The organism is Labrys sp. F242, from assembly GCF_057813875.1.
The window spans coordinates 280,196-303,897 of sequence record NZ_JBVASG010000006.1; the positions used below are offsets into that span (position 1 = coordinate 280,196).

Consider the following 23,702-nt stretch of genomic DNA (forward strand, 5'->3'; position numbering starts at 1 on the left):
AGGCGGCCATGGCGATTTTCGCGGTCGACAATCTGGATGTGAGCTTTGGAACGCGCCGGCATCGCATGGAAGTGGTGCGCGGCGTCTCCTTCGGCGTCGAGGCCGGCAAGACCCTGGCCATCGTCGGCGAATCCGGCTCCGGCAAGAGCGTGTCGCTGCTGGGGGCCACCGGCCTGCTGCCGCCCTCGGCGGTGGTGACGGGCAGTGCGCGCCATCGCGGCACCGAGCTTCTCGGCCTGTCGGCGGGCCGGTTGCGTCGCCTGCGAGGCGCGCAGATCGGCTTCGTCTTCCAGGATCCGCTCTCCAATCTGCATCCGCTCAAGACGATCGGAAGCCAGATCGGCGAGGCGATCACGGCTCATCAGCGCGTGGGGCGGTCGGCCCTGCGCACGCGCATCCTCGATCTGCTCGACGAGGTCGGCATTCGCGATCCCGCCCGGCGCATCGACGACTACCCTCATCAGTTCTCCGGCGGCATGCGCCAGCGCGTGATGATCGCCATGGCGATCGCGCTCGGCCCGGACTTGCTGATCGCCGACGAGCCGACGACGGCGCTCGACGTGACGGTGCAGGCCGCCATCCTCACGCTCCTGCGGCAATTGCAGGAGCGCCATGGTATGGCCCTGATCTTCGTCAGCCATGATCTCGGCGTCGTCAACGATATCGCCGACGACGTGGTGGTGATGCGCAGGGGAAGCGTGGTGGAGCAGGGGCCGGCGGCGCGCATCTATGGTGCACCGAAGGAGCCCTATACCAGGCTGCTGCTGGGAGCGGCGCGCCACGGCCTGGCCCTTGGCTCCGCGGTGCCGGTCGAGACCGCTCCCCTGTTGACGGTGGAGGGGATTTCCCGACGCTTCCGCCGGGGCGGCAAGGCCGAAGGCACGCTGCAGGCGCTCGATCGCGTTTCCTTTGCCCTGCGCGAGGGAGAGATCCTGGGGGTGGTCGGCGAGTCCGGTTCGGGCAAGTCGACCATCGGCCGGATCGTCGTCGGACTGGACAGGCCGGACGAAGGCCAGGTCAGGCTCGGCGACAGCGTCTATGCCCACGCCGGCGCCATGACCCTCACCAGGCAGCAACGTTCCGCCATCCAGATGGTTTTCCAGGATCCCTATGGCAGCCTCAATCCGAGGCGACGGATCAGTGCCATCCTGGCGGAGCCCTTCATCATCAACACGGATCTGTCCGCACCGCAGATTCGCTCGCGCATCCGCGACCTCGTCGAGGTGGTCGAGCTGCCCCAAGACGTGCTCGATCGCTATCCCGCCCAGCTTTCCGGCGGGCAGCGCCAGCGCATCGCGATCGCCCGCGCGGTGGCACTGGAGCCGCGCGTGATCGTGGCCGACGAACCGGTATCGGCCCTCGACATCACCACCCAGGCCAGGATCATCGCGCTGCTGCGCTCCCTCAGAAGCCGGCTCGGCGTCTCCATCCTGTTCATTTCCCATGATCTGGGCGTGGTGGCCGATCTGTGCGATCGCGTGCTGGTGCTGCAGGCCGGCCGCATCGTGGAGGAGGGGGCGACCGCGCAGGTCTTCCGGCGTCCCGGGCAGACCTATACGCAGGCGCTCATCGCAGCCATTCCGGGGCAGAAGGCGAGGGATCTCAACCGGCATGAAAGGCTGGTCCTGCATGGTTGAGGCGACCCGGACTTTTACCGAGGGCCCCGAGCAGGTTTCCTCCCGCCTTGAACTGAGGCGGCCGCCTAACGGCCTATGGGCGGTGCTGGCGGAGCCATCCGTGCGCTTCGGCGGGCTGTTGGTGCTCGCGGTGGTGGCTGCGGCGCTGCTGGCACCCCTGGTGGCGCTCTGGCTCGGCCACGGACCGACGGAGCAGTTCAGCGACATCGCCCTGTCGGAGGATGGTTTGCCGATCGGGCCGAGCTGGGCCTTTCCGCTCGGCGCCGACGGCGATGGCCGCGATGTCCTGGTCCGCACGCTCTATGGCGCGCGCGTTTCCCTGCTGGTTTCCATCCCCGCCACGACGCTCGCCATGGTGGTGGGAACCTCGATCGGCCTGATCGCCGGCTATTTCGGCGGGCTGGCGGACCGGGTGATCTCGCAGGGCATCGACGTGGCCTTGTCCTTTCCGTTCGTGGTGACGGCGCTCAGCCTGCTGGCGCTCAACCGCGGCGCCAGCGGCCAGCCGATCGCCGATCCCCTGCTGGTGGTGGTGCTGATCATCGCCCTGTTCTCCTGGACCTATTTCGCCCGCCTGACGCGGGGGCTGGTGCTCTCGCTTCGGCACAGTCCCTTCGTGCAGGCGGCGCAGACGCTCGGCGCGAGCCGCCGGCGTATCTTGATCCGGGAGATCCTGCCCAATGTCGCGCCGGTCGCCCTGGTCTATTGGGCCGTGCAACTGCCCAACAACATCGTGGCGGAGGCGACTCTGTCCTTCCTGGGGGTCGGCATCCAGGCTCCGACGGCGAGCTGGGGCAACATGATCGCGGATGCGCAACGCTCCTCGCTCTACCAGCTGCAGCCCTGGTTCCTGCTCGGGCCAAGCATCGCCCTTTTCCTGACGGTGGTGGGCTTCAACACGCTGAGTGCGGGCCTGCGCAACATCCTCGATCCCCATCGGCGCTGAGAGACGGATCATGCTGCGCTTCATTCTCGGCCTGGCCTTCAGGGCGGTCACCACCTTGGTGATCGTCCTCGTCATCGCCTTCTTCATCACACGCCTCGCCTACCAGAATCCGGCGGTGATGCTGGCGCCGCGCAATGCCAATCAGCAGGCGATCGATGCAGTCGCCCATGCGCTGCGCCTCGACGAGCCCTGGCATGTCCAGCTCTGGCAATATCTCTATCGCGGTCCGGACATCCAGGGGGCGGCGATGGGGCTCGCGCACTGGCCGCCGGGTCTGGGCTATTCCTTCCGCAAACAGACGGGCGTCACCGAGCTGATCCTCGACAAGGTGCCCGTGACCTTCTCGCTCGCTTTGGGAGCGCTGGTGATCTGGATGGCGGTCTCGCTGGTGCTGGGGATCCTGGCGGCGCGGCGGCCCGGCTCCCTGCTCGACCATGCTCTGGCGGCCATCGCCTATGTCGGGCTGTCGGTTCCCACCTTCCTGAGCGGGATGTTGTTGTCCTTCTTCCTGTTCTACCAGCTCTCGACCGTGGGCATCGACTGGTTCCCGAGCAGCGGCTACGTGCCCTTCTTCGACAATCCCTTCGAATGGGCTCGTCATCTGGCCTTGCCCTGGCTGACGTTGGCGATCGCGGAGATCGGCATCTTCCAACGTGTGGTGCGGGCGGCCATGCTGGACGTATTGGGAGCGGACTATATTCGCACGGCCCGGGCCAAGGGCCTGAGCGAATGGCGCGTCCAGGTCGGCCATGCGCTCAAGGCCGCCCTCAATCCCATCATCACCCTGGCCGGGCTGGAACTGGCGGTGATCATGGGCGGGGCGATCGTGACCGAGCAGATCTTCGGCCTCGACGGTGTCGGCAGGCTGGCGATCAATGCCGCGCTGGACGGGGATTTTCCCGTGGTGATCGGCACCACCATCTTCACCGCGGCGATCTTCGTGGCCTGCAACTTCCTGGTCGATGCCATCACCAGGCTGCGCGACCCGCTGGCGGCAGCCGGATGAGCGGCCGATGGGCATCCTCACGGTCGGCTTGGGAAGCGCTCGATGATTTCAATATATTAAGTCTATAAATTTAGTTGACATATAATCGGCAAACGTGTGTGCTCTGACCAGGCCTCGACAGACGGGCTGAGATCAAAGCTGGACCGACACGATGACGACTTCCTCCACGCCGCTCGGGCGCCGCTCGCTTCTGAAAATGGGCTCGGCCCTGGCTGCCGCCGCAGCCTTGGGCGGCACTGCCCGGGCCGACGATGCCGCCAAACCGGAAGCGGCCAAGCCTGAAGCGGGATTGCCCTCCCTCAAGGGTAAGACCATCGCGATCAGCGTCGCGGGTACCGACCATTTCTTCGACCTGAAGGCCTATCAGGCCCAGGTCGAGACCGTGAAGGAACTCGGCGGTACGCCGATCGGGCTCGATGCCGGGCGCAACGACAAGACGCTGGTCAGCCAGCTGCAGACGTTGGTGACGCAAAAGCCGGATGCGGTGATCCAGACGCTCGGCACCCTCTCGGTCGTCGACCCCTGGCTGAAGAAGCTGCGCCAGGCCGGCATCCCGGTCTTTTCAGTCGACCTGCCCTCGACCAACGTCATCAACACGGCGACCTCGGACAATTTCTCCCTGGGTGCCCAGCTCGCCTTGCAGCTGGTCTCCGATATCGGCGGCAAGGGCAATGTCGTCGTCTTCAACGGCTTTTCGGGCGTTCCTGTCTGCGAGATCCGCTACACCCAGCTGCGCAACGTCCTCAAATATTATCCCGAGGTGAAGATCATCCAGCCCGAGTTGCGCGACGTCATCCCCAACACGGTGCAGGACGCCTATGCGCAGATCACCGCCCTGCTCAGCAAATATCCGGACAAGGGGTCGATCTCGGCGATCTGGTCGGCCTGGGACATTCCCCAGCTCGGCGCCACCCAGGCCCTGATCGCCGCAGGGCGCAGCGAGATCCTCACCTATGGCGTCGACGGCACCCCCGAGGTGCTGGCGCTGGTCAAGGATCCCAAGGCGCCGGCCGGTGCGGTGGCGGCCCAGCAGCCCTCGGTCATCGGCCGCCAGGCGGTCTTGAACCTCGCCCGCTATCTCAACGGCGATACCACGCTGCCCTCGCAGACTTTCCTGCCGGCCGTCATCGCCAACAAGAAGAACGCCGCCGAGGTGCAAAAGCAGCTCGGCCAGGCTTGATCGCCATTACCTGATCGACCCGCATCCGACCAACCCCGCAGGGTGCCCTCGTTGACACCATCCTGCCCAGCCACCCCATCCGCAAGCCCGGATGGGGTGGCTCTTCCTCGTGGCCGGTCCCGTGCCGCATTCCTCTGAGCAAGGGCTGAGCTGGCCGGTGATCGACGCCATGACATCCATATCTCCCGTTCTGGCCATGCGCGGCCTCGTCAAGACCTTCGGACCGACCCGGGCCCTCGATGACGCTTCACTCGTGGTCGCGCCCGGCACCGTCCACGGCCTGGTCGGGCAGAACGGCGCCGGCAAGTCGACCCTGATCAAGGCTTTGGCCGGTCTCGTCAGCCCGGAAGCCGGCAGCATCGAATTCGAGGGCCGGCCGCTCGATCATCTCTCGCCCCAGAAGGCCGAGCAACTCGGCATCGCCTTCATCCACCAGGACCGGCTGCTGGTGCCGACCGCGACGGTCGGCGAAGCGCTGTTCCTGGGGCGCGAAACCGTGGGGTCGCGCCTCGGCGTTTGGCAGCCGAGCCTGCAGCGCCGCGCGGACGAGGCCCTGCGGCATTTCTTCGGCATCACGTTGCCTCGCGGCGCACTCATCCGCGACCTGTCGACGGCGCAGCAGCAGATCGTTCAGATCACGCGTGCGCTGCTGGCCAAGCCCCGCCTGATCATCTTCGACGAGCCCACGGCGGCGCTGGCCAAGCGCGAGGTCGAGAGCCTGTTCGCCGCCATCGCGCAACTGAAGGCGCACGGCCTGACCAGCATCTACATCTCGCATTACCTGGCCGAGATCGAACGCATCTGCGATGTCGTGACCATTATGCGCAACGGCCGGGATGTCGCCCATCTCGAGCCCTCGCGCACGACCATCAGTGAGATTACCCGCCTGATGGTCGATCGCGACGTCAAGGACCTGTTCCCCAAGCATCGCGCTGAACGCGGCAAGCCCGTGCTGTCCCTTGCCGGCCTCGGTGCGCCGCCGGCCTTTGCCAATGTGTCCCTGACGGTGCATCGCGGCGAGGTGATCGGGCTGACCGGGCTGCTCGGCTCGGGAGCTAAGGAACTCGTCCAGGCCTTGTTCGGACTGCGGCCGGCGCGGGCGGGCACCATCGAGGTCGATGGACGTGTGCGGCGCCTCTCCAGCCCCGTGGCGGCGGCGCAGGCGGGTCTCGCTCTGGTGCCGGAGGACCGCAGGGCCCAGGGCGTGGCGCTCGGCCTCTCCATCCGCGAGAACGCCACACTTGCCAGCCTCGGCCAGATCACGCGCCTGGGCTGGCTCGACCGCTCCGGCGAGCGTTCGAAACTGTCGAAGCTGATCGAGGCGCTCAAGATCAAGGCCAGCGGCCAGGACGCAGCCGTGCGCACCCTCAGCGGCGGCAACCAGCAGAAGGTGGTGATCGCCAAATGGCTGGCCCGTCGCTCCGACATCTATGTGCTTGACGAGCCGACGGTCGGGGTCGACGTCGCGGCCAAGGCCGAGATCTATCGCCTTATCGCCGAGCTGGCGGAGGAGGGGGCGGGCATCCTGCTGCTCTCTGCCGATCTCGACGAGCTCCTGGGCGTGTGCGACCGCGTCCTGGTGATGCATCGCGGCGCCGTGGTCGGCACCTACGAGACCGCGGCCACCTCGTCCGACCAGCTGCTGGCCGCGGCCCTGACGGGCGCCGATCCCGGGGAAGGAGCCAGCCATGCCGCATGAAACCCTGGAAGCGGTTGCATCCGCGACATCGGCCTCGATCTACCCCAAGCCTCATGAATCCAGGGCCGGTGCGAGCTGGCGTGATCTGGCGGGAGGCGCCGGCGCGCGCCTGGTCCGGGCCGGCGGGCTGCTGTTCTTCCTGGCTGTGATGGCCTTCTTCGCTGTCAACGTGCCCTCCTTCGTCTCGCCCGCCAATATCGGCCTCATCCTGTCGCAATCGGCGGTGCTGGGCATCTTGGGCTTTGGCCTGACGCTGGTGCTGATCACCGGCGGTTCGGATGTGATCGCCGGCGGCATCGACCTCTCCCTTGCCGGCACGCTCGGGCTTTCGGCCGCCGTCTTTGCCCTGCTCAACCAGGCCGGCTTCTCTGACACGACCTGCGTGGCGGCCGCGCTCGGCGTCGGCCTCCTCGTCGGCCTGGTCAACGCGCTTGCCGTGGTCTGGCTGCGGATCCTGCCTCTGCTGGCGACCCTGGCCGCCATGAATGTCTGCGCCGGGCTCGAACTGGTGGTGACCGAGAACACCACCATTCCCGCCACCTCGCCGCTGATCGACTGGCTCGGCCTGGCCGGCCCGCTCGACATTCCCGTGCTCGGCTGGTTGCTCCTTGCCCTGTGCGCGCTGCTGGCCGTGCTGCTGCATCTCACGCCCTTCGGCCTGCGCGCCTATGCGGTGGGCGGGCATCGCGAGGCGGCCAAGGCCGCCGGCATCGCCATCCATCGCTATGTCGCGCTGTCCTATATCGCCAGCGGGCTGCTGGGCGGGCTGGCTGGCGTGGTTTCGGTCGCCTTCCTCAATGGCGCGACCGGAGGCTCGGGCGACATGCTGCTGCCGGTGGTGGCAACCGCCTTTCTAGGCTTCATGTTTTCGCGCCGGCTGCTGCCAACCGTGGCAGGCACGCTGCTCGCCGCCGTCTTCCTGGGCGCGCTCACCAACGGGTTCCAGCTCCTCCATGTCTCGACCTATTGGGTCAATGGCATCGAGGGCGTGCTGATCCTGGCCGTCGTCGCCGCCACCGCCAATCTCGCACGCAGGAGGGCGTCATGAGCGCCGTTGGAGCCGAAGGGCCGCGCATCCGGCCGGCATCCGAACTGCTGCGCTTCGGCATTCCGCTGGCGCTCGTGCTGGTCGTAGCCGTCTTCTCCGTGCTGGCGCCGGGCTTCCTGACGCTTGGAAACATCACCGGCGTGCTTGTCAACAATGTCGCCCTGACGGCCATCGTCGCCATCGCCATGACCTTGACGGTGGCCTCGGGCGGCACGGATCTGTCGGTGGGCACGGCGGTTGATCTCGGCAGCCTCGCCTTCGTCTCGGCGGTCTCCTCGGGCCAGCCTGTGGCGCTCGCCTGCCTCTATGGCGTCGGCGCGGGCATCGGCACCGGGCTCTTCAACGCCTTCCTGATCGCGCGGCTGTCGATCACGCCCTTCCTGGCGACGCTGGGCACGCTGTTCATCGGCCACAGCCTCCAGCAGCTCACTACCGACGGCGGCAATCCCGTCTATGTGCCGGCCGGCAGCATACCGCCCGCGCTCGCCTTCATCGGCCATGGCACCCTCCTCGGGGTGCCGGTCTCGCTGCTTCTCGTCGCGGTGCTGGCGCTCGGCGCCTGGCTCCTCCTGGAGAAATCGAGTTTCGGCCGCACTGTCCTGGCCGTCGGCACGCAGGAGGAGGTCGCGCGCTATTCCGGCCTGCCGGTGCGGCGGATCCTGGCGATCGTCTATATCCTCTCCGGCGCCGTCGCCGCCGTGACCGGCATCCTGCTGTCGTCCAACGTCAACGCCTATGTGCCCTATTCGGGCAATGCCTATCTGCTCAACGCCATCGGCGCGGCCTTCATCGGCACTTCGCTCAGCCGTAACCGGCGCGCCAGCATTCCCGGCACGATCCTCGGCGTTCTGCTGTTCGGCTTCGTCTCCAACGGCCTCCTGCTGATCGGCTGGAATTTCTATTGGCAGCAGGTCGGTGCCGGGGTCCTGATCTTCCTTGCCTTGCTGCTGGCCTTTGCCGGCCGGCGTGAGAGCTGAGACGGATTCGGCAGAAGGCTAGCCCGCACCGCGCGCCGTCGCGAGGGCCAGCACATGGTCGCGCGTCAGGGCGGCGAGGGGCAGCGGGCCAGGTGCGCTGGGGTCGACCCAGGCGATTTCCTCGATCTCGGCGGTGGCGGCGACCGGCTCGGCGATGTCGAGGCGGAAGATCTCGGCCTCGACCATCCGGTTGTCCTCATGCGCAGCCGGGGCTTCGAACCGGCCGAGATAGACAGGGCGCGCCGGATCGACCGCAAGGCCGATCTCCTCGGCGAGCTCGCGGCACAGGGCCTGCCGGGGCTGCTCGTCGGGCTCGATCTTGCCGCCCGGCTGCATGAAGGCCGATGTCCCTCGTTTTCTGACCAGGAGTGTCATACCGTCGGGACGGACGATGACGGCGGCTGCAATACGAATCGCATCGGGGGAGGACATGGCGCCATCCTAGGTGATATCCCGGCCGCCATCCATATTTTGGGAGATCCGAGGTGGAGGATGAAGGCCAGGCTGGCGTCATGACGGGGCGCGGCGATGCGTAACCTGCCGCTCGGCGTGCTGCGCACCTTCGAGGCGGCTGCGCGGCATGAAAGCCTGACCAAAGCCGCCGGGGAGCTTGCCCTGACCGACAGCGCCGTCAGCCACCAGCTGCGCCGGCTGGAGGAGGTGCTGGGCTATCCGCTCTTCCACAAGGCCGGGCGCGGGGTGGTGCTCACCGATGCCGGCCGTGTCTTCGCCAAGACGGTCTCGGCCGCGCTGCAGGACATCACCAACACCGCGCTGCGCCTGTCCGAGGCGGACCAGGATGGCGGGCGCATCGGCATCGCCTGCCCGCCGATGTTCGCCAGCGGCTGGCTCGCCAAGAACCTCGCCGATTTTTGCCAGGACCATCTCGCCGTCGAATGCCATATCAAGCTCACCGAGAACCACCGCATCCACGAGCTGGTGGATGCCGATATCGGCATCGTCTTCGGCGCCGGCGGCTGGGACGACAAATGGTCGGCACAGCTTGCCCATGTCAGCATCATGCCCGTCTGCAGCCCGACCTTGTTCCAGCGCATCGGCCGGCGCATCACCAGCCCGGTGGAGCTGCGCAGCGCCATCCTGCTGCACTGGGACGATGGCTCGGAATGGCGGCGCTGGCTCTCCGAGGCCGGCGAGCGCGACTTCGGGCCCTATAGCCGCCATCTCTATTGCAGCGATCTCGGCATGGCGATCGACCTCGCCATCAACGGTACCGGCGTCGCCCTGGCGAGCGACACGCTCTCGGGCGCGGACGTCAGGAACGGCACGCTGCTGCGACCCTTTTCCACCGCCATCGACGCCTTCGGCGGCTGGTATGTGGTCTCCACCCATGCCGGCCTGCAGCGCTCGGGCGTGCGGCTCTTCCTGCGCTGGCTGCTGGCGCGCTTCGGCAAGGATGCCGCCGCCTGGCAGATCGGTTGACTGGATGGTGTACAGTTGAGACTAGTTCAGGAATTGACCGAATACGCCGCCAGGCGATGCCTCCTTCGCAGGCAATATGCATTGGAAATGCACAATAGATGAAATGGCGTCATCTATTTGATGATCAAATATCAATTGCCCCAAACCGGCCTTCTGATTTTATGAGCATCGTCGCGATGGGCGGACAAGCCCGGCGCAGGAGAGGGGTCTTGGTGGCGGACGAACGCGGCCGGATTGGGAAGAAGCATGCACAAGCTGGCCGTGGACGGCATCCGCAAATCCTATGGCAAGGTCGAGGTCCTCAAGGGCGTGTCGCTCCAGGCCGCGGCCGGTGACGTCATCAGCATCATCGGAGCCAGCGGCTCGGGCAAGAGCACCTTCCTGCGCTGCATCAATTTCCTCGAGCGCCCCACCGCCGGCAGCATCGTCATCGACGGCGAGGCGCTGAAGACGGCCAGGGATGGCGACGGCTTCCTCAGGGCGACCGACAAGAGACAGCTTCAGCGCATGCGCAGCCGCCTCGCCATGGTGTTCCAGAATTTCTGCCTGTGGTCGCATATGAGCGTGATCGACAATGTCATCGAGGCGCCGATCAGCGTGCTGGGCGTCTCCAAGGCGGAAGCGACCGAGCGGGCCAGGGCCAATCTCGCCAAGGTCGGCCTCGGCCAGGAGGTGCTGCAGCGCTATCCCGCCCATCTCTCCGGCGGCCAGCAGCAGCGCGTGGCGATCGCCCGGGCGCTCAGCATGAACCCCGACGTGATGCTGTTCGACGAGCCGACCTCGGCGCTCGATCCGGAGCTGGTGAGCGAGGTGCTCAAGGTCATGCAGGCCCTCGCCGAGGAGGGCCGCACCATGATCGTGGTGACGCATGAGATGGGCTTTGCGCGCCATGCCTCCAGCCGCGTCGTGTTCCTGCACAACGGCGCCATCGAGGAAGAGGGCCGGCCCGAAGCCGTTTTCACCGATGCCCGCAGCGACAGGCTGCGGCAATTCCTTGCCGGGCGTTTGCAGCACTAGCCATCGCTTCACCCTCCCCTGGAGGTATCGGCACTTCCTCTTTGAAGTGCCTGGTGCCGGCCTGAAAAGGCCGGGGTGGGGTGATCTTCGGCAAAAAACAAAGTGGTTTCCATCATGACGACCTCCACATTTTCACCCCACCCCGAGGCTTCGCCTCGACCCTCCACCTTCAGGGGAGGGTAAATCGACCCCACCAAGGCCGGTGGAAACCGGCTTCCACAACGACAAATCCCATCCCGAGAGACCCATCATGAGCATTCGCTTCAGAAACGCCATCGCCGCCCTCCTGCTCGGCCTTGCCGCCTCCGGCGCCCAGGCCCTCAGCGCCCAGGCCGCCGACAAGATCAAGATCGCCACCGACGCCACCTTCCCGCCCTTCGAATCGATCGATGCCAACGGCAAGCTGGTCGGCTACGACGTCGAGCTGATGCAGGCGATCTGCGAGGCCGCCAAGCTCGATTGCGACATCTTCAACGCCGCCTGGGACGGCATGATCCCCGGCCTGATCGACGGCAAATATGATGCGCTGATCTCCCAGCTCACCGTCACCGAGAAGCGCCGCAAGGTGATCGCCTTCTCCGACATCTACAACCACCCGATCTTCCGCTTCGTGGCCAAGAAGGGCTCTTCCTACGAGTTCACGCCCGAGGGCATGGCCGGCAAGACCATCGCGGTGCAGACGGGAACGCCGATGGACGCCTATGTCACCAGCCATTTCCCCAAGGCCACCATCAAGCGCTACGACACCGGCAGCGCGCCCTATCTGGAGCTGACCGCCGGCCGAGCCGAGCTCCATATCAGCTACCAGGCCCAGATCAGCGCCAGCTTCCTGAAGTCGGACGCCGGCAAGGAGTACGAGCTGGTCGGCCCGCAGCTCACCGGCAAGGACGCCAAGGAGTTCGGCGAGGGCGTCGCCATCGCCATCGGCAAGAAGAACACCGCGCTGGTGGCCGAGATCAACAAGGGCCTCGCCATCCTCAGGGACAACGGCAAGCTCAAGGCGCTGGACGCCAAACATTTCGGCGAATGACCGGAGATGGTCCTCGATTTCGTCCGCACGATCCTGGCGGCAGGGGCGATCACCCTGCTGCTTGCCTTCGCCTCGCTGGTGGTGGCCGTCCTCCTCGGCCTCGGCGCGGCCCTGTGCAAGGTCTCGCGCCATAGGACGCTGGCGGCGCTCGCGGGGATCTACACCTTCGTGGTGCGCGGCATCCCCGATCTGGTGATGATGCTGCTGGTCTTCTACAGCCTGCCCTCTTTCATCGATCAGCTCGGCGAATGGCTCGGCTTCGACATCCATGCCGAGTTCTCCCCGCTGGGCGCCGGCATCGCCACGCTCGGGCTGATCTTCGGCGCCTACATGACCGAGACCTTCAAGAGCGCGCTTCTCAACATCCCCCGCGGCCAGATCGAGGCGGCGCAGGCCTATGGCCTCAGCCGCACCCGCACCTTCACCCGCATCGTGCTGCCGCAGATGATCCGCCTGGCGCTGCCCGGCTTCACCAACAACTGGCTGGTGCTGGTCAAGGCGACGGCGCTGGTCTCCCTCATCGGCCTGCAGGACGTGATGTTCCGCGCCAAGGGGGCGGCCGAGGCCACCGGCAAGCCCTTCACCTTCTACCTGGTCGCCGGCGGCTTCTATCTCGCCATCACCATCCTCTCCATGCTGGTGCTGGCCTGGCTGGCGCGGCGCTACGAACTCGGCACAAGGAAGCTGGCGCCATGAACTGGGACGTCATTGCCGAAAATCTCGGCCTCTATGCCGAGGGCGCCCAGCTGACGCTGACCCTCACCGTCGCGTCCCTGGCGATCTCCTTCTGCCTCGCCATCCCGCTCTCCTTCGCGCGCAACAGCGCCAACCGGCTGATCCGCCACCTCGTCTTCGCCTATACGCTGGTGTTCCGCGGCACGCCGCTTCTGGTGCAGCTCTTCCTAATCTATTTCGGCCTCGCCCAGTTCGAGCTCGTGCGCGCCAGCCTGCTCTGGCCCTGGCTCTCCAGCCCGCTCGTCTGCGTGCTGATCGCCTTCGTGCTCAACACCACAGCCTACACCACCGAGATCTTCGCCGGGGCGCTGCGCCACATCCCGCCCGGCGAGGTGGAGGCCGCCACCGCCTATGGCATGTCCGGCTGGACGCGGGCGCGGCGCATCCTGGTGCCGGCGATGCTGACCCGGGCGCTGCCGCTCTACGGCAACGAGACCATCATGATGCTGCACGCCACCTCGCTCGCCAGCACCGTCACTTTGCTGGAGACCACCGGCGTCGCCCGCATGATCACGCTGAACTACTACATCCAGTTCGAGCCCTATGTCGCGGCCGCGATCGTCTACCTCACTTTGACCTTCGTCCTGGTCGGCGCCTTCCGTCTCGTCGAGCGCCGCTGGGCCGGCTACCTCGACGTCCGCCCGTCCTGAGGTTCGCCGCCGGCCATCCCCCGCTTTTCCAACCCGATGCCGCCCGCGGGCGGCCCGCATAGAGGATCCCCATCATGAACCAGAAAGCCGATCTCGGCGCGCTGTTCGGCGCGGCGGCCGATACCCTCACCTTCCTCGGCCTGGAGGAATGCCGCGACCTTGCGACGCTCACCGCCCCGATCGCCCTGATCGGCGCGCCCTGCGCCACGCCCTATCGCTCCGTCGGCGCCTATTGCCGCAACGCGCCCGACGCCCTGCGCCGCGCCACCGCCGCCTTCACCGCCAATGTCGACCGCCATGATTTCGACAATGGCGGCAAGGTCTTCCCGGAGCCGCGCCTGCGCGCCGTCGATTGCGGCAACCTGCCCTATGACGAGAGCGACGGCGCCGCCAACCGCGCCGCCATCGCCGCTGCCGTCAAGGCCATCCGCGCCCGCGGGGCGGTGCCGATCGTCCTGGGGGGCGATGATTCCATCCCCATCCCCATGCTCGAAGCCCTGGGGGCGGAGGCGGGCGCCCGCTACACCATCCTGCAGATCGATGCCCATATCGACTGGCGCGAGGTGCATATGGACGAGCGCCTCGGCCTCTCCTCCACCATGCGCCGGGCGTCGGAAATGCCCCATATCGAGCGCATCATCCAGGTCGGCGCCCGCGGCATCGGCTCGGCCGCGACCAGCGACTATGAGGATGCGCTGGCCTGGGGCGTGACATTCGTGCCGGCCCATGACCTGCACCGCCAGGGCGTCGAGGCCGCGCTCGACCTCATCCCCGAAGGCAGCCGCATCGTCATCTGCATCGACGCCGACGCCCTCGACCCGGCCCTGGTGCCCGGCGTCATCGGCCGCGCCCCGGGGGGCCTCACCTACTACCAGCTCGTCGACCTCATCAAGGGCGCCGCCCGCCGCGGCCGCATCGAGGCGATGGACTTCGTGGAATTCATGCCCGAGCGGGATGTGGATGGGATCGGCGCGCTGACGTTTGCCAGGGTGATCACCACGGCGCTGGGGGTGATTGCGCGGCAGAGGGCGTGAGGGACGAGGGGGGGCCGCCGGTGAGGAGCCGGCGGCTGTTCGTACGAAGTGCCGCCGTTCATAGCCTTTGGCCGGCATGCTGGTCATCGTCGCTCATGGCGATCTCGGCGCGCTCAAGGGGCTGCAGTTCAGTGCCGGCGAATTGCGGATCGTCGGCAGCACCTTCTGCTGGGGCCTCTACGCCGTGCTGCTGCGCCGCTCGAAATTCGGCATCCCCCTGCTGCCCAAGGTGGTGGTCCTGCTTGGCGCCGGCTCCCTTGCCGCCCTTGCCCTTCTATCTGTGGGAACTGAGCGCGCGGCGACTGGGCCTTGCGCGTCAATGGCCTGCCGGCGCTCGCCTATCTGGCCGGGCCGGGCGGCGTGCTGATGTATTATCTCTACAATCGCAGCGTCGAGGCGCTCGGCGCCGGCCGTGCCAGCATGCTGCTTTACCTGCAGACCGTCTTCGTGGCCCTGCTCGCCTATCTCCTGCTCGGGGAAAGCCTGCACGACTACGACATCTGGGGCGCGGCTTTTATCGTTACTGGCTTGGTGTTATCCGTAATGATCAAGCAAAGGCGCGACGTTGCTTGAGAAGGGTAAGATGGATGCCGGAGAGCTGTCGGCGGCATCTGACCCTTCGCGATCTTCTGTCTTCAATTAACTGCACTGTCACCGTAATTCCAAAGATATCAGTCAGATGTATTATTCCTGATACTATGCCTTAATCCCGTATGTTGAAATCAGAGGTGCGACCTTTATTAAGCGCGTGTAAGAACCGGTCGGCGACAATTCTGTCGTTTTCACGCTGCGATTCCCTCAATAGTAAAGCAAATTTCTCTAATCTCTTAAGATCAACGATCATGTTCCAAGAGGCTTGATTTATATGCTCGTAATTTCCAGCTGTTGACCTCACATAACTGATTGGTATATCTAGTAGAATGCGGAGACCATCTTCGGTCTCCATCAGGCGATCGGTATATTCTCGAACCTCGTTTTCATTCCCGGTGCCCCACCAATACCAGAGAATATCACCGAGCTGGGCCTGCTTGTGCAAGGCGCCGTCAATGGCCATCTGCCTTAGTCGATTCAAGAGGGCATCACGCAGCTCTTGAGTTGCTGTACCGAGGCTATCGGGGCGGTAGGCTGCTCCATCGGCTTGCGTATCTCCCGAGATAGAGCGCATAAGCTCGCAAAGCAGGGAAATATCACTTGCCTCAAATATCGCATTCTTTAGAAGTGTGGCGCGCTCATCTACGTTCAGAGTCACCATGACCTGCGTCAGCATTATCCGAGTCAAGTCGTCATTTGAATAATCAAAAATATTTGCGGTCTTCCAATTTTCATTTTCAAGTAAAATAGAGGCATTATTCAGCAATGCAACCAACCATTTTTTGCGGTTGTTTTCAGTCTTTATCACTTCTTCCAAAAAATCAAGAATGATACGTCGAATTTTTTGTTTTTCTGATGCGTTTTTTGCTCGAATATGAGCGCGGAATACATCAAAGACGATTTCCGGTTCGCTATTCTTCAGCTGCTCTAGCTGAGATTTACTCCAAAGACCAGTGTCGGGCGTCAAGCGAAAATAAACGGGTGCGAAATCAGCTTGCCTGATTTTACGGCCGCGCCCTTCTCCTTCTTTGTCACCGGTATCAAGCAGGTCTGTGCTGAGCAGCTTTTTTAATTTTGGAAATAGCATTGAAACAGCGGCGCTTGCGGCCTCGCTATTTTTGGCATTTCCCATCAAGGTCAATAGCTGGTCTTTTAATATATCCTGTACAGACACCTAACGCTCCACAAGTTGATCTAGGTTCTCGCGGACCCAATTGTAAATCGACGGTTCGTAAATTCGGATTGTCTCCAAGATAAGGAGATCGACTGGGTCCGTGTGATCGCCGAGCCCGGCGCTAGCAACCGAAAACGCGTTCATTAGTCTGCGGACGTCACGAGGAGTTCGTAAATAGTGCCTTAGCACCAGAAACCACGCGATTCGAAGCCTATGTTGCTCCTCCGCATGCAAGGTCGGAATAATTTCCCGCAGGTCGACATTCAGAAGATTAGAAATGTCAGCGGCGTCAAGTGGCGGAAGATGAATGGAATACTGAACGATCTTTTGAAGATACTCATTTCCACTAACCTGCAACGCCGTGGTAATCAAGCGAGAAAGTCTCTCCTCATCGTAGCAGAGCAAATAGATCACGTTGGGTAGGTCGCCGAGGCCTTTAAGAAGCGATACCATTTCGACCGCTTCTATTGGAGTTAATCGGTCGAGGTCGTCTACCACGACGACTATCTTTTTCGTGCCGAGGTTCCGCAATGTTTGCCGTAGCCGATCGCGAACGCTTTCTAGCGTCGGCCCAGTGGTAAGCCGTTTGGCAAGCTTGTCGGAAAGATCAACGCCGGTAGAAAAGAGACTACCGAAAACTCCCCCAGTCACCATGTCCGTGGCTGCGCCTGCCAATGGAACTGCCTGGGTAAGGCGACTCAGCACAGACGCGAATGCCTCGCGAACTTCATCTCCTAGCTTTTCTCCAATCGCACGTGCCAAATCGCTGATTAGTGCACTGGCTAGTTCGGCCCTTCCTGGGAATAGCCATGGGGAAAAGCGAACAATAATGTTCCTGGGGTCATTTTCGACGGTGCGCTTTAGGTACCAGTATTTGAGCGCCAAAGTTGCGTCTTCTTTGGAGCCGCATGCCTTAAGGAATTCGCGGTCACGGTGATTGCGATCCCACAAATCAACATCGAGGTTGTTGGCTATTAGTGATTCCGTAATTGGTTCGACCCGAGAAAATTTGCGGGACATTTCTTCTAGTTCTTGAAGGCTCGGTGTATTCCCCTCGTCGGCCCGGATCATGTCGCTATGCTTTAAGTAGCGAACGGTTAGCTCAGCGACGCTGGATTTACCTGCTCCCCAGGCCCCAATGAGACCGATGACGAACCCGTCTTTTGCCACGCTTAGTTGGTCAATCGATCGGGCGAGCGCGAGTGCGAAATCAGATCGCCCCAATACGTCGTCGTCAGGATGAGAGATTGGGCGATCACTATGACGCATTGCAATGGTACGACTGATATGCCTGTCCGTGAAGCTCGAAACGGAGCCATTCTGGATGCGATCTTAGAATCTATACCTTTGAGTGGCAACCTAATTGATTAAATCTGGGAGCTTATCCGTTTTTTATCATTACATTCAGTTCGTATAATTACAATGCGATTTGCCATAACGTCGAAATGTTAGGGTAACATTGTGTCGATTCGCTATATAGAAAATAATAATCAATAGTAAGATCTATATTTTTTAGTAATTTTATCGTGAATTAAATTCACATTGACTCGAGCATCTCAAGATGCGTCGGAGTGGATTTCTACGATCGGCATGAAGATCAGGCAGTTGTTGATGCAAGGTCGCGTAAAGGGGTTACCTGCTAAGTTCCGTCTGTAATTAAAATGGCTTCATTGAGGTAAGCTTCAAATAGATTGGCAAGCCTCTCCCAAATGCAATTGATAGCAATACAAAGCGAGCTCCTCGCTTCCTTCCCTCAGCCCCTCGGCGTGAGATGCACCCCCGCCAGCGTGCACCGCACGGATCCCCCCGCGCGTTCGATGGTGGGGATGTCGAGGGCGACGCAAATGGCGCTTTGCTCGATGATCCCGCGCTGCTCAGGCGTCAGGGCTGCCAGCGCCGTGGTCGAGAGGGCGAGGAGGCGGCTGTCCTTGCCCTGCAATTCGATTGCGTTGCCGGCAAAGTTCTCGATCTGGCGGTTGCTCAGCGCCAGCACGTCGCGGCCGGAGCGTTCGAGGCGGGCGATGATCTCGGCCTTGCGGGCGGCGTCGACGATCATGTCGAGGCCGATCAGCACGAAATCGGTGGCGACGCACATCAAGACATTGGTGTGGTAGATCGCGGCTCCCTTGTCGTCGCGGGCGTCGAAGGCCATCGGCTCGAAGTTGAAATGGGTGCAGAAGCGCTCGAGGGCGATCGGGTCGGTGCGGTCGGAGCGCACGGCATAGGCCACCCTGTCGATATGGTCGAGCACCATGGCGCCGGTGCCTTCCAGGAACAGGCCGTCGGGCTCGAGGCCCGAATAGTCGATGACCTCCTGCACGCGGTAATCGGTCTTCAGCATCTCGATGACGTCGGCCCGGCGCTCGCGCCGCCGGCTCGGCGCCTTCATCGGATAGAGGGCGACATGGCCGCCGGCATGGGTGGAGAACCAGTTGTTGGGAAACACCGAATCCGGGGTTGTCCGGCTTTCGTCCTCGAAGAGATGCACGGTGACGCCGTCGGCCGCCAGCGTCTCGGCCGCCCTGGTGATCTCGGCATGAGCGAGCGGGGCGAGGTCTTCCCCTCCGCTGCCCGCGACCTGGAAATGATTGTCGGCGGCCGTCTCGGTGTTGACGGTGAAGTGGTGCGGGCGAACCATCACCACGGCGGAGGGGGCCTGGACCGAGAAGGCAGGGCGCTTGGACATGGGGGGCTCCGGAAGGGGGCGTGAGTCTGCACCCTCCCCTGGAGGGGGAGGGTGGGGTCGCGGCGCCTCAGCGGGCGCGCTGCAGCATGCCGAAGAGGTCGCGCGGGTCGTCGGGATCGGCGATCATGTCGAGCTCCTGGTAGAAATCGGTGCCGACGATCTGGGCGCGCAGGTAGCGCAGGGCCGAGAAGTCCTCGATGGCGAAGCCCACGCTGTCGAACAAAGTGATCTGGCGCTCGTCGCGCCGGCCCGGCACCTGGCCGGTGACGACCTGCCAGAGCTCGGTGATCGGGTAGGAGCGCTCCATCTGCTGGATCTCGCCCTCGATCCAGGTCTGCGGCGGATATTCCACGAAGCAGTCGGCGCGCAGGAGGATGTCCTTGTGCAGCTCGGTCTTGCCGGGGCAGTCGCCGCCGATGGCGTTGATGTGGATGCCGGGGCCGACCATGTTGTCGGTGAGGATGGTGGCGAACTGCTTGTCGGCGGTGCAGGTGGTGACGATGGCGGCGCCCTCGATCGCCTGCTGCGAGGAGGTGCAGGGGATGACGGTGAGGCCGCTGCCCTGAAGGTTGCGGGCGGTCTTCTGCGTCGCCTTGGGATCGATGTCGTAGAGCCTGACAGTGTCGATGCCGCACACCGCCTTCATGGCGAGGGCCTGGAACTCGGCCTGGGCGCCATTGCCGATCATCGCCATCACCTTACCGCCTTTGGGGGCGAGGTGGCGGGCGGCCATGGCCGAGGTCGCCGCAGTGCGCAGCGCCGTCAGCAGCGTCATCTCGGTCAGCAGCACGGGATAGCCGGTGGCGACATCGGCGAGCAGGCCGAAGGCGGTGACGGTCTGCAGGCCCTCGGCGGTGTTCTTGGGATGCCCGTTGACATATTTGAAGCCGTAGATGGTGCCGTCCGAAGTCGGCATCAGCTCGATCACGCCGTCCCGCGAATGGCTGGCGACGCGCGGGGTCTTGTCGAAGCTCTCCCAGCGGCCGAAATCCTCCTCGATCAGGTCGGTCAATTCGGCCAGCACCCGCTCGATGCCGAGATGGTGGACGAGGCGCATCATGTTGTCGACGCTGACGAAAGGCACCATCGCCTTCTCGGAGGGCAGGGGAGCGGTCATCGAAGGATCCCGGAACGGTCACTGTTGTTTCTAGTTGTAGGCCGTACGAATGTTCACCGAAATCGCAATCCTGTGTTAAATCCGTCAACGGATTATACAGATTGCTAGGTCGGGTTGAGAAAAATGTCAGTGACGGGCCGGGACGCCGAAACGGTCAAATATATTCCCGATGCGCTCGACCGCGGCATCATCGCGCATCTGCGCACCGATGGCCGGGCCTCCCTTTCCAAGCTCGCCGATGCCCTGGGCGTGGCGCGCGGCACCGTGCAGAACCGGCTCGACCGCCTGATCGAGACTGGCACGCTGCTCGGCTTCACCGCCCGCGTCCGCGAGGATTACGACATGAACGCCGTGCATGCGGTGATGATGATCGAGGTGGTTGGCAAGTCGACCACGCAGGTCATCCGCAAGCTGCGCGGCTTGCCGGAGGTGCACACGCTGCACACCACCAACGGCAATTGGGACCTGGTCGCCAACATCCGCGCCGCGAGCCTGGCCGAATTCGACCGCGTGCTGCGCGAGGTCCGGCTGATCGACGGGGTGTCGAACAGCGAGACGAGCCTGCTGCTGAGCAGTGTGTGAGGCGGGGCAGCGGACTGTCGCGGTCGCCTCGGTGCCCCAACAGAACAAGGCGCAACCAGCCTTCTCCACAAAGTGGGGAAGGTGTCATTGCGAAGCAATGACGGATGGGGTGTGGCGGGCAGCGCAACTCGGATCGAGGGATTGGCACGACCGTTGTGCCAGTTGTCGTAGGGCATCGCGCTGCACACCACACCCCATCCGACCCGGCTTCGCCGGGCCACCCCATGCATTTCTTTCAGAAACGCAAAGACCACTTCGTGGAGAAGGCTGGTTGTGCGCTACTGGGCAAGGTTGCGCTCCCTGACTGCGGGAGGTGTCGGGCCTATCTACCCGCCATGCGGGTGCCCCAAAGCCCACACCGGCTTGTGATCGATTGAACCCTTGCCCCGACAGGCCTAGGCTGATTGTCTGGAATGGCTCCAAGGAGGGGATATGCCCTTCCGACTCGCGGGAGACTGCCATGGCCTATACCATCAAGATCAACGGAACCGCTCACACCATCGATGCCGATGGCGACACGCCGCTGTTATGGGTGCTGCGTGACATTTTGGGCATGACCGGCACCAAGTTCGGCTGCGGTGCCGCCTTGTGCGGTGCCTGCACCGTGCATGTCGACGGCACGGCGACGCGCTCCTGCGTCACGCCGCTGGAAAGCGTCGGCGAGAGCGCCGTCACCACCATCGAGGCGATCGGGCAGACCGCGCAGGGCAAGGCCTTGCAGAAGGCCTGGCTCGATCTCGAAGTGGTGCAGTGCGGCTATTGCCAGTCCGGCCAGCTGATGTCGGCCGCGGCCCTGCTCGCCGCCACGCCCAAGCCGAGCGACGAGGACATCGATGCCGCCATGTCCGGCAATGTCTGCCGCTGCGGCACCTATCAGCGTATCCGCGCCGCCATCCATCACGCCGCTGCTTGAGGAGGGAAGGGATCATGCCCGACGGTACCGATACACGTTCACACCTCGATCGCCGCGCCTTCCTGAAGGCGGGAGCCGCCATCGGCGGCGGCTTCGTTCTCACGCTCGCTTTGCCGCCGCTGGCCGGATCGCCGGTCGCCGCGGCCGAAGCCAAGGACTTCGCGCCCAATGCCTTCATCCGCATCGACAGGCAGGGCCTGGTCACGCTGGTGATGCCGATGGTCGAGATGGGCCAGGGCGTCTATACCGCCCAGGCCATGCTGCTGGCCGAGGAGCTGGAGGTCGGCCTCCACCAGGTCAAGCTCGAACATTCCCCGCCCGACGACAAGCTCTATGGCAATGCCCTGCTCGGCAGCCAGGCGACGGGTGGCTCCACCACCATACGCGCCTTCTGGCTGCCTTTGCGGCAGGCCGGCGCGGCCGCCCGCACCATGCTGGTCGCCGCCGCCGCCAAGCGCTGGAACGTCGACGCGGCCAAGCTGACGGCCCGCGACGGCGCCGTGCTCAATCCCGCCAGCAATGCGACGCTCGGCTATGGCGAGCTCGCCGACGACGCCGCGACCATGCCGGTGCCCAAGCCCGAGAGCATCACCCTCAAGGACCCCAAGGATTTCAAGCTGCTGGGCACGCCGGCCAAGCGGCTGGATACGCCGGACAAGGTGGTCGGCAAGGCCGAGTTCGGCATCGACGTCAAGCTGCCGGGCATGAAGGTCGCCGCCATCGCCATTTCGCCGGTGTTCGGCGGCAAGCCCAAATCCGTGGACGACAAGGCGGTGCTGGCCGTCAAGGGCGTGCGCCAGGTGGTCAAGACCGACGATGCCGTCGCCGTGGTCGCCGACCATATGGGTGCGGCCAAGAAGGGCCTCGCCGCCGCCAACATCACCTGGGACGACGGGCCGAACGCCAAGGTCGACAGCGCCGGGATCGTCAGCCAGCTCACCGAGGCCTCCAAGCAGCCGGGCGCGGTGGCCCGCAACGAGGGCGACACCGCCAAGGCGCTCGCCGGCGCCGCCAAAAAGCTCGAAGCCATCTACCAGGTGCCCTTCCTCGCCCATGCCGCCATGGAGCCGATGAACTGCACCGTGCATGTCCGCAAGGATGGCTGCGATGTCTGGGTCGGCACGCAGGTGCCCACCATGGCGCAGGCGGTCGCGGCCGAGATCACCGGCCTGCCCAAGGACAAGGTCAAGGTCTACAACCACCTCATCGGCGGCGGCTTCGGGCGCCGGCTGGAGGCCGATGGCGTGGCGCGCGCCGTCAAGGTGGCGCAGCAGGTCGACGGGCCTGTGAAGGTGATCTGGAGCCGCGAGGAAGACATCCAGCACGACATGTACCGGCCCTACTATTTCGACCGGATGTCGGCGGGGCTCGATGCCTCAGGCAAGCCGGTGGCCTGGACCCATCGCATCGCCGGCTCCTCGATCCTGGCGCGCTACTTCCCGCCGGCCTTCAAGGACGGCATCGATTCCGATGCGGTGGAGGCGGCGGCCGAACCGCCCTATGCCCTGCCCAACATCCATGTCGACTATGTCCGGGTCGAACCGCCGGGCATCTCGACTTCCTGGTGGCGCGGCGTCGGGCCGACGCACAACGTCTTCGTGGTCGAGAGCTTCATGGACGAACTCGCCGCTGCCGCCAAGGCGGACCCGGTCGCCTATCGCAAGGAACTGCTCGCCAACAACCCGCGGGCGCTCGGCGTGCTCACGCTGGCGGCCGAGAAGGCGGGCTGGGGCAAGCCCCTGCCCAAGGGGCGCGGGCGCGGCGTCTCCGTGCAGTTCGCCTTCGGCAGCTTCATGTCGATGGTGGCCGAAGTCGAGACGGCCGCCGACGGCTCGCTCAAGGTGCATCGCCTCACCTGCGCCGTCGATTGCGGCCTGCAGGTCAACCCGGACACCATCGCCGCGCAGGTCGAGGGTGGCGCGATCTTCGGCCTCACCGCGGCGCTGCACGGCGCCATCACCTTGAAGGACGGCCGGGTAGAGCAGGGCAATTTCGACACCTATCTGCCCATGCGCATCGACGAGGTGCCGGTGGTGGAAACCCATCTGGTCAAGAGCGCCGAGGCCCCTGGCGGCATCGGGGAGACGGCGACCGTCGCCGTCGGCCCGGCCGTCGCCAACGCCGTCTTCGCCGCGACCGGCAAGCGCGTACGCACCCTGCCGATCGACACGGATGCGCTGAAGACCGGGTGAGACTGCGACCTGCCTTACCCTCCCCTGCAGGGGAGGGTCGAGGCGAAG

23 protein-coding genes are annotated in these 23,702 nt (G+C 64.3%); 18 read left to right on the forward strand and 5 right to left on the reverse strand.

All coding sequences use genetic code 11. The annotated features are described in order from the left end of the window. The first annotated feature begins 8 nt into the window (after positions 1-8). The 7 genes from ACZYTC_RS29585 to ACZYTC_RS29615 all read left to right on the forward strand — a co-directional run bounded on the left by ACZYTC_RS29585 (position 9) and on the right by ACZYTC_RS29615 (position 8,493). The gene (locus ACZYTC_RS29585; RefSeq protein WP_441771622.1) at positions 9-1,637 is read left to right on the forward strand and encodes a dipeptide ABC transporter ATP-binding protein; all 1,629 of its coding nucleotides are present in this window, start codon (positions 9-11) and stop codon (positions 1,635-1,637) included. Next, positions 1,630-2,583 carry an ABC transporter permease gene (locus tag ACZYTC_RS29590; RefSeq protein WP_441771623.1) on the forward strand — a complete coding sequence of 318 codons (954 nt, stop codon included), beginning with the start codon at positions 1,630-1,632 and terminating at the stop codon, positions 2,581-2,583. Before ACZYTC_RS29585 ends, ACZYTC_RS29590 begins: the two co-directional genes overlap by 8 nt. Positions 2,584-2,593: 10 nt before the next feature. Further along, positions 2,594-3,589 (forward strand): ABC transporter permease, encoded by a 996-nt coding sequence (locus ACZYTC_RS29595; RefSeq protein WP_434960002.1) that lies wholly within the window; start codon positions 2,594-2,596, stop codon positions 3,587-3,589. 151 nt (positions 3,590-3,740) lie between these two features. Beyond that, complete coding sequence (locus ACZYTC_RS29600; protein WP_434960003.1) at positions 3,741-4,769, forward strand: sugar ABC transporter substrate-binding protein; 1,029 nt, start codon at positions 3,741-3,743, stop codon at positions 4,767-4,769. A gap of 169 nt (positions 4,770-4,938) precedes the next feature. After that, positions 4,939-6,468 carry a sugar ABC transporter ATP-binding protein gene (locus tag ACZYTC_RS29605; RefSeq protein WP_488991282.1) on the forward strand — a complete coding sequence of 510 codons (1,530 nt, stop codon included), beginning with the start codon at positions 4,939-4,941 and terminating at the stop codon, positions 6,466-6,468. Then, the gene (locus ACZYTC_RS29610) at positions 6,458-7,516 is read left to right on the forward strand and encodes an ABC transporter permease (protein ID WP_488991223.1); all 1,059 of its coding nucleotides are present in this window, start codon (positions 6,458-6,460) and stop codon (positions 7,514-7,516) included. Before ACZYTC_RS29605 ends, ACZYTC_RS29610 begins: the two co-directional genes overlap by 11 nt. Next, positions 7,513-8,493 carry an ABC transporter permease gene (locus ACZYTC_RS29615; RefSeq protein ID WP_488991224.1) on the forward strand — a complete coding sequence of 327 codons (981 nt, stop codon included), beginning with the start codon at positions 7,513-7,515 and terminating at the stop codon, positions 8,491-8,493. The genes ACZYTC_RS29610 and ACZYTC_RS29615 overlap by 4 nt, the downstream gene beginning before the upstream one ends. A gap of 18 nt (positions 8,494-8,511) precedes the next feature. Here the strand turns inward: ACZYTC_RS29615 and ACZYTC_RS29620 are convergent, their stop codons facing one another. Continuing rightward, positions 8,512-8,925 carry an NUDIX hydrolase gene (locus ACZYTC_RS29620; protein WP_488991225.1) on the reverse strand — a complete coding sequence of 138 codons (414 nt, stop codon included), beginning with the start codon at positions 8,923-8,925 and terminating at the stop codon, positions 8,512-8,514. Between the two features lie 96 nt (positions 8,926-9,021). Between ACZYTC_RS29620 and ACZYTC_RS29625 the strand changes: the two genes are divergently transcribed. The 8 genes from ACZYTC_RS29625 (at position 9,022) to ACZYTC_RS29660 (ending at position 14,972) form a co-directional block, all read left to right on the forward strand. Beyond that, entirely contained in the window at positions 9,022-9,933 is a 912-nt protein-coding gene (locus tag ACZYTC_RS29625; RefSeq protein WP_322433168.1) for a LysR substrate-binding domain-containing protein, read from the forward strand. A gap of 246 nt (positions 9,934-10,179) precedes the next feature. Beyond that, complete coding sequence (locus ACZYTC_RS29630) at positions 10,180-10,950, forward strand: ABC transporter ATP-binding protein (RefSeq protein ID WP_488991226.1); 771 nt, start codon at positions 10,180-10,182, stop codon at positions 10,948-10,950. A gap of 250 nt (positions 10,951-11,200) precedes the next feature. Then, the gene (locus tag ACZYTC_RS29635; protein WP_488991227.1) at positions 11,201-11,980 is read left to right on the forward strand and encodes a transporter substrate-binding domain-containing protein; all 780 of its coding nucleotides are present in this window, start codon (positions 11,201-11,203) and stop codon (positions 11,978-11,980) included. A 6-nt stretch (positions 11,981-11,986) separates the two neighbouring features. Then, on the forward strand, positions 11,987-12,676 hold the full coding sequence (locus ACZYTC_RS29640) for an ABC transporter permease (protein WP_488991228.1): 690 nt from the start codon (positions 11,987-11,989) through the stop codon (positions 12,674-12,676). Then, positions 12,673-13,365 (forward strand): ABC transporter permease, encoded by a 693-nt coding sequence (locus ACZYTC_RS29645; protein WP_481271805.1) that lies wholly within the window; start codon positions 12,673-12,675, stop codon positions 13,363-13,365. The genes ACZYTC_RS29640 and ACZYTC_RS29645 overlap by 4 nt, the downstream gene beginning before the upstream one ends. A gap of 74 nt (positions 13,366-13,439) precedes the next feature. Continuing rightward, the gene (locus tag ACZYTC_RS29650; RefSeq protein WP_488991229.1) at positions 13,440-14,399 is read left to right on the forward strand and encodes an arginase family protein; all 960 of its coding nucleotides are present in this window, start codon (positions 13,440-13,442) and stop codon (positions 14,397-14,399) included. Positions 14,400-14,475: 76 nt separating this feature from the next. Then, positions 14,476-14,766, forward strand: a complete 291-nt coding sequence (locus ACZYTC_RS29655) for a hypothetical protein (protein ID WP_488991230.1) — start codon at positions 14,476-14,478, stop codon at positions 14,764-14,766. Next, the gene (locus ACZYTC_RS29660) at positions 14,709-14,972 is read left to right on the forward strand and encodes a DMT family transporter (RefSeq protein WP_488991231.1); all 264 of its coding nucleotides are present in this window, start codon (positions 14,709-14,711) and stop codon (positions 14,970-14,972) included. The genes ACZYTC_RS29655 and ACZYTC_RS29660 overlap by 58 nt, the downstream gene beginning before the upstream one ends. A gap of 130 nt (positions 14,973-15,102) precedes the next feature. On the opposite strand, the gene ACZYTC_RS29665 is transcribed toward ACZYTC_RS29660, so the two are convergent. The 4 genes from ACZYTC_RS29665 to ocd form a co-directional block, all read right to left on the reverse strand. Next, on the reverse strand, positions 15,103-16,164 hold the full coding sequence (locus ACZYTC_RS29665) for a hypothetical protein (protein WP_488991232.1): 1,062 nt from the start codon (positions 16,162-16,164) through the stop codon (positions 15,103-15,105). Then, the gene (locus ACZYTC_RS29670) at positions 16,165-17,433 is read right to left on the reverse strand and encodes a KAP family P-loop NTPase fold protein (protein WP_488991233.1); all 1,269 of its coding nucleotides are present in this window, start codon (positions 17,431-17,433) and stop codon (positions 16,165-16,167) included. 484 nt (positions 17,434-17,917) lie between these two features. Further along, positions 17,918-18,850 carry a citrulline utilization hydrolase CtlX gene (gene ctlX / locus ACZYTC_RS29675; RefSeq protein ID WP_488991234.1) on the reverse strand — a complete coding sequence of 311 codons (933 nt, stop codon included), beginning with the start codon at positions 18,848-18,850 and terminating at the stop codon, positions 17,918-17,920. Positions 18,851-18,917: 67 nt separating this feature from the next. Beyond that, the gene (ocd, locus tag ACZYTC_RS29680) at positions 18,918-19,967 is read right to left on the reverse strand and encodes an ornithine cyclodeaminase (protein WP_488991235.1); all 1,050 of its coding nucleotides are present in this window, start codon (positions 19,965-19,967) and stop codon (positions 18,918-18,920) included. Positions 19,968-20,090: 123 nt separating this feature from the next. Between ocd and ACZYTC_RS29685 the strand changes: the two genes are divergently transcribed. The 3 genes from ACZYTC_RS29685 (at position 20,091) to ACZYTC_RS29695 (ending at position 23,654) form a co-directional block, all read left to right on the forward strand. Continuing rightward, positions 20,091-20,549 (forward strand): Lrp/AsnC family transcriptional regulator, encoded by a 459-nt coding sequence (locus ACZYTC_RS29685; RefSeq protein ID WP_068289037.1) that lies wholly within the window; start codon positions 20,091-20,093, stop codon positions 20,547-20,549. A gap of 460 nt (positions 20,550-21,009) precedes the next feature. Then, complete coding sequence (locus ACZYTC_RS29690) at positions 21,010-21,462, forward strand: (2Fe-2S)-binding protein (RefSeq protein ID WP_441771637.1); 453 nt, start codon at positions 21,010-21,012, stop codon at positions 21,460-21,462. 14 nt (positions 21,463-21,476) lie between these two features. After that, positions 21,477-23,654 (forward strand): xanthine dehydrogenase family protein molybdopterin-binding subunit, encoded by a 2,178-nt coding sequence (locus ACZYTC_RS29695; RefSeq protein ID WP_488991236.1) that lies wholly within the window; start codon positions 21,477-21,479, stop codon positions 23,652-23,654. The last annotated feature ends 48 nt before the right edge of the window (positions 23,655-23,702 follow it).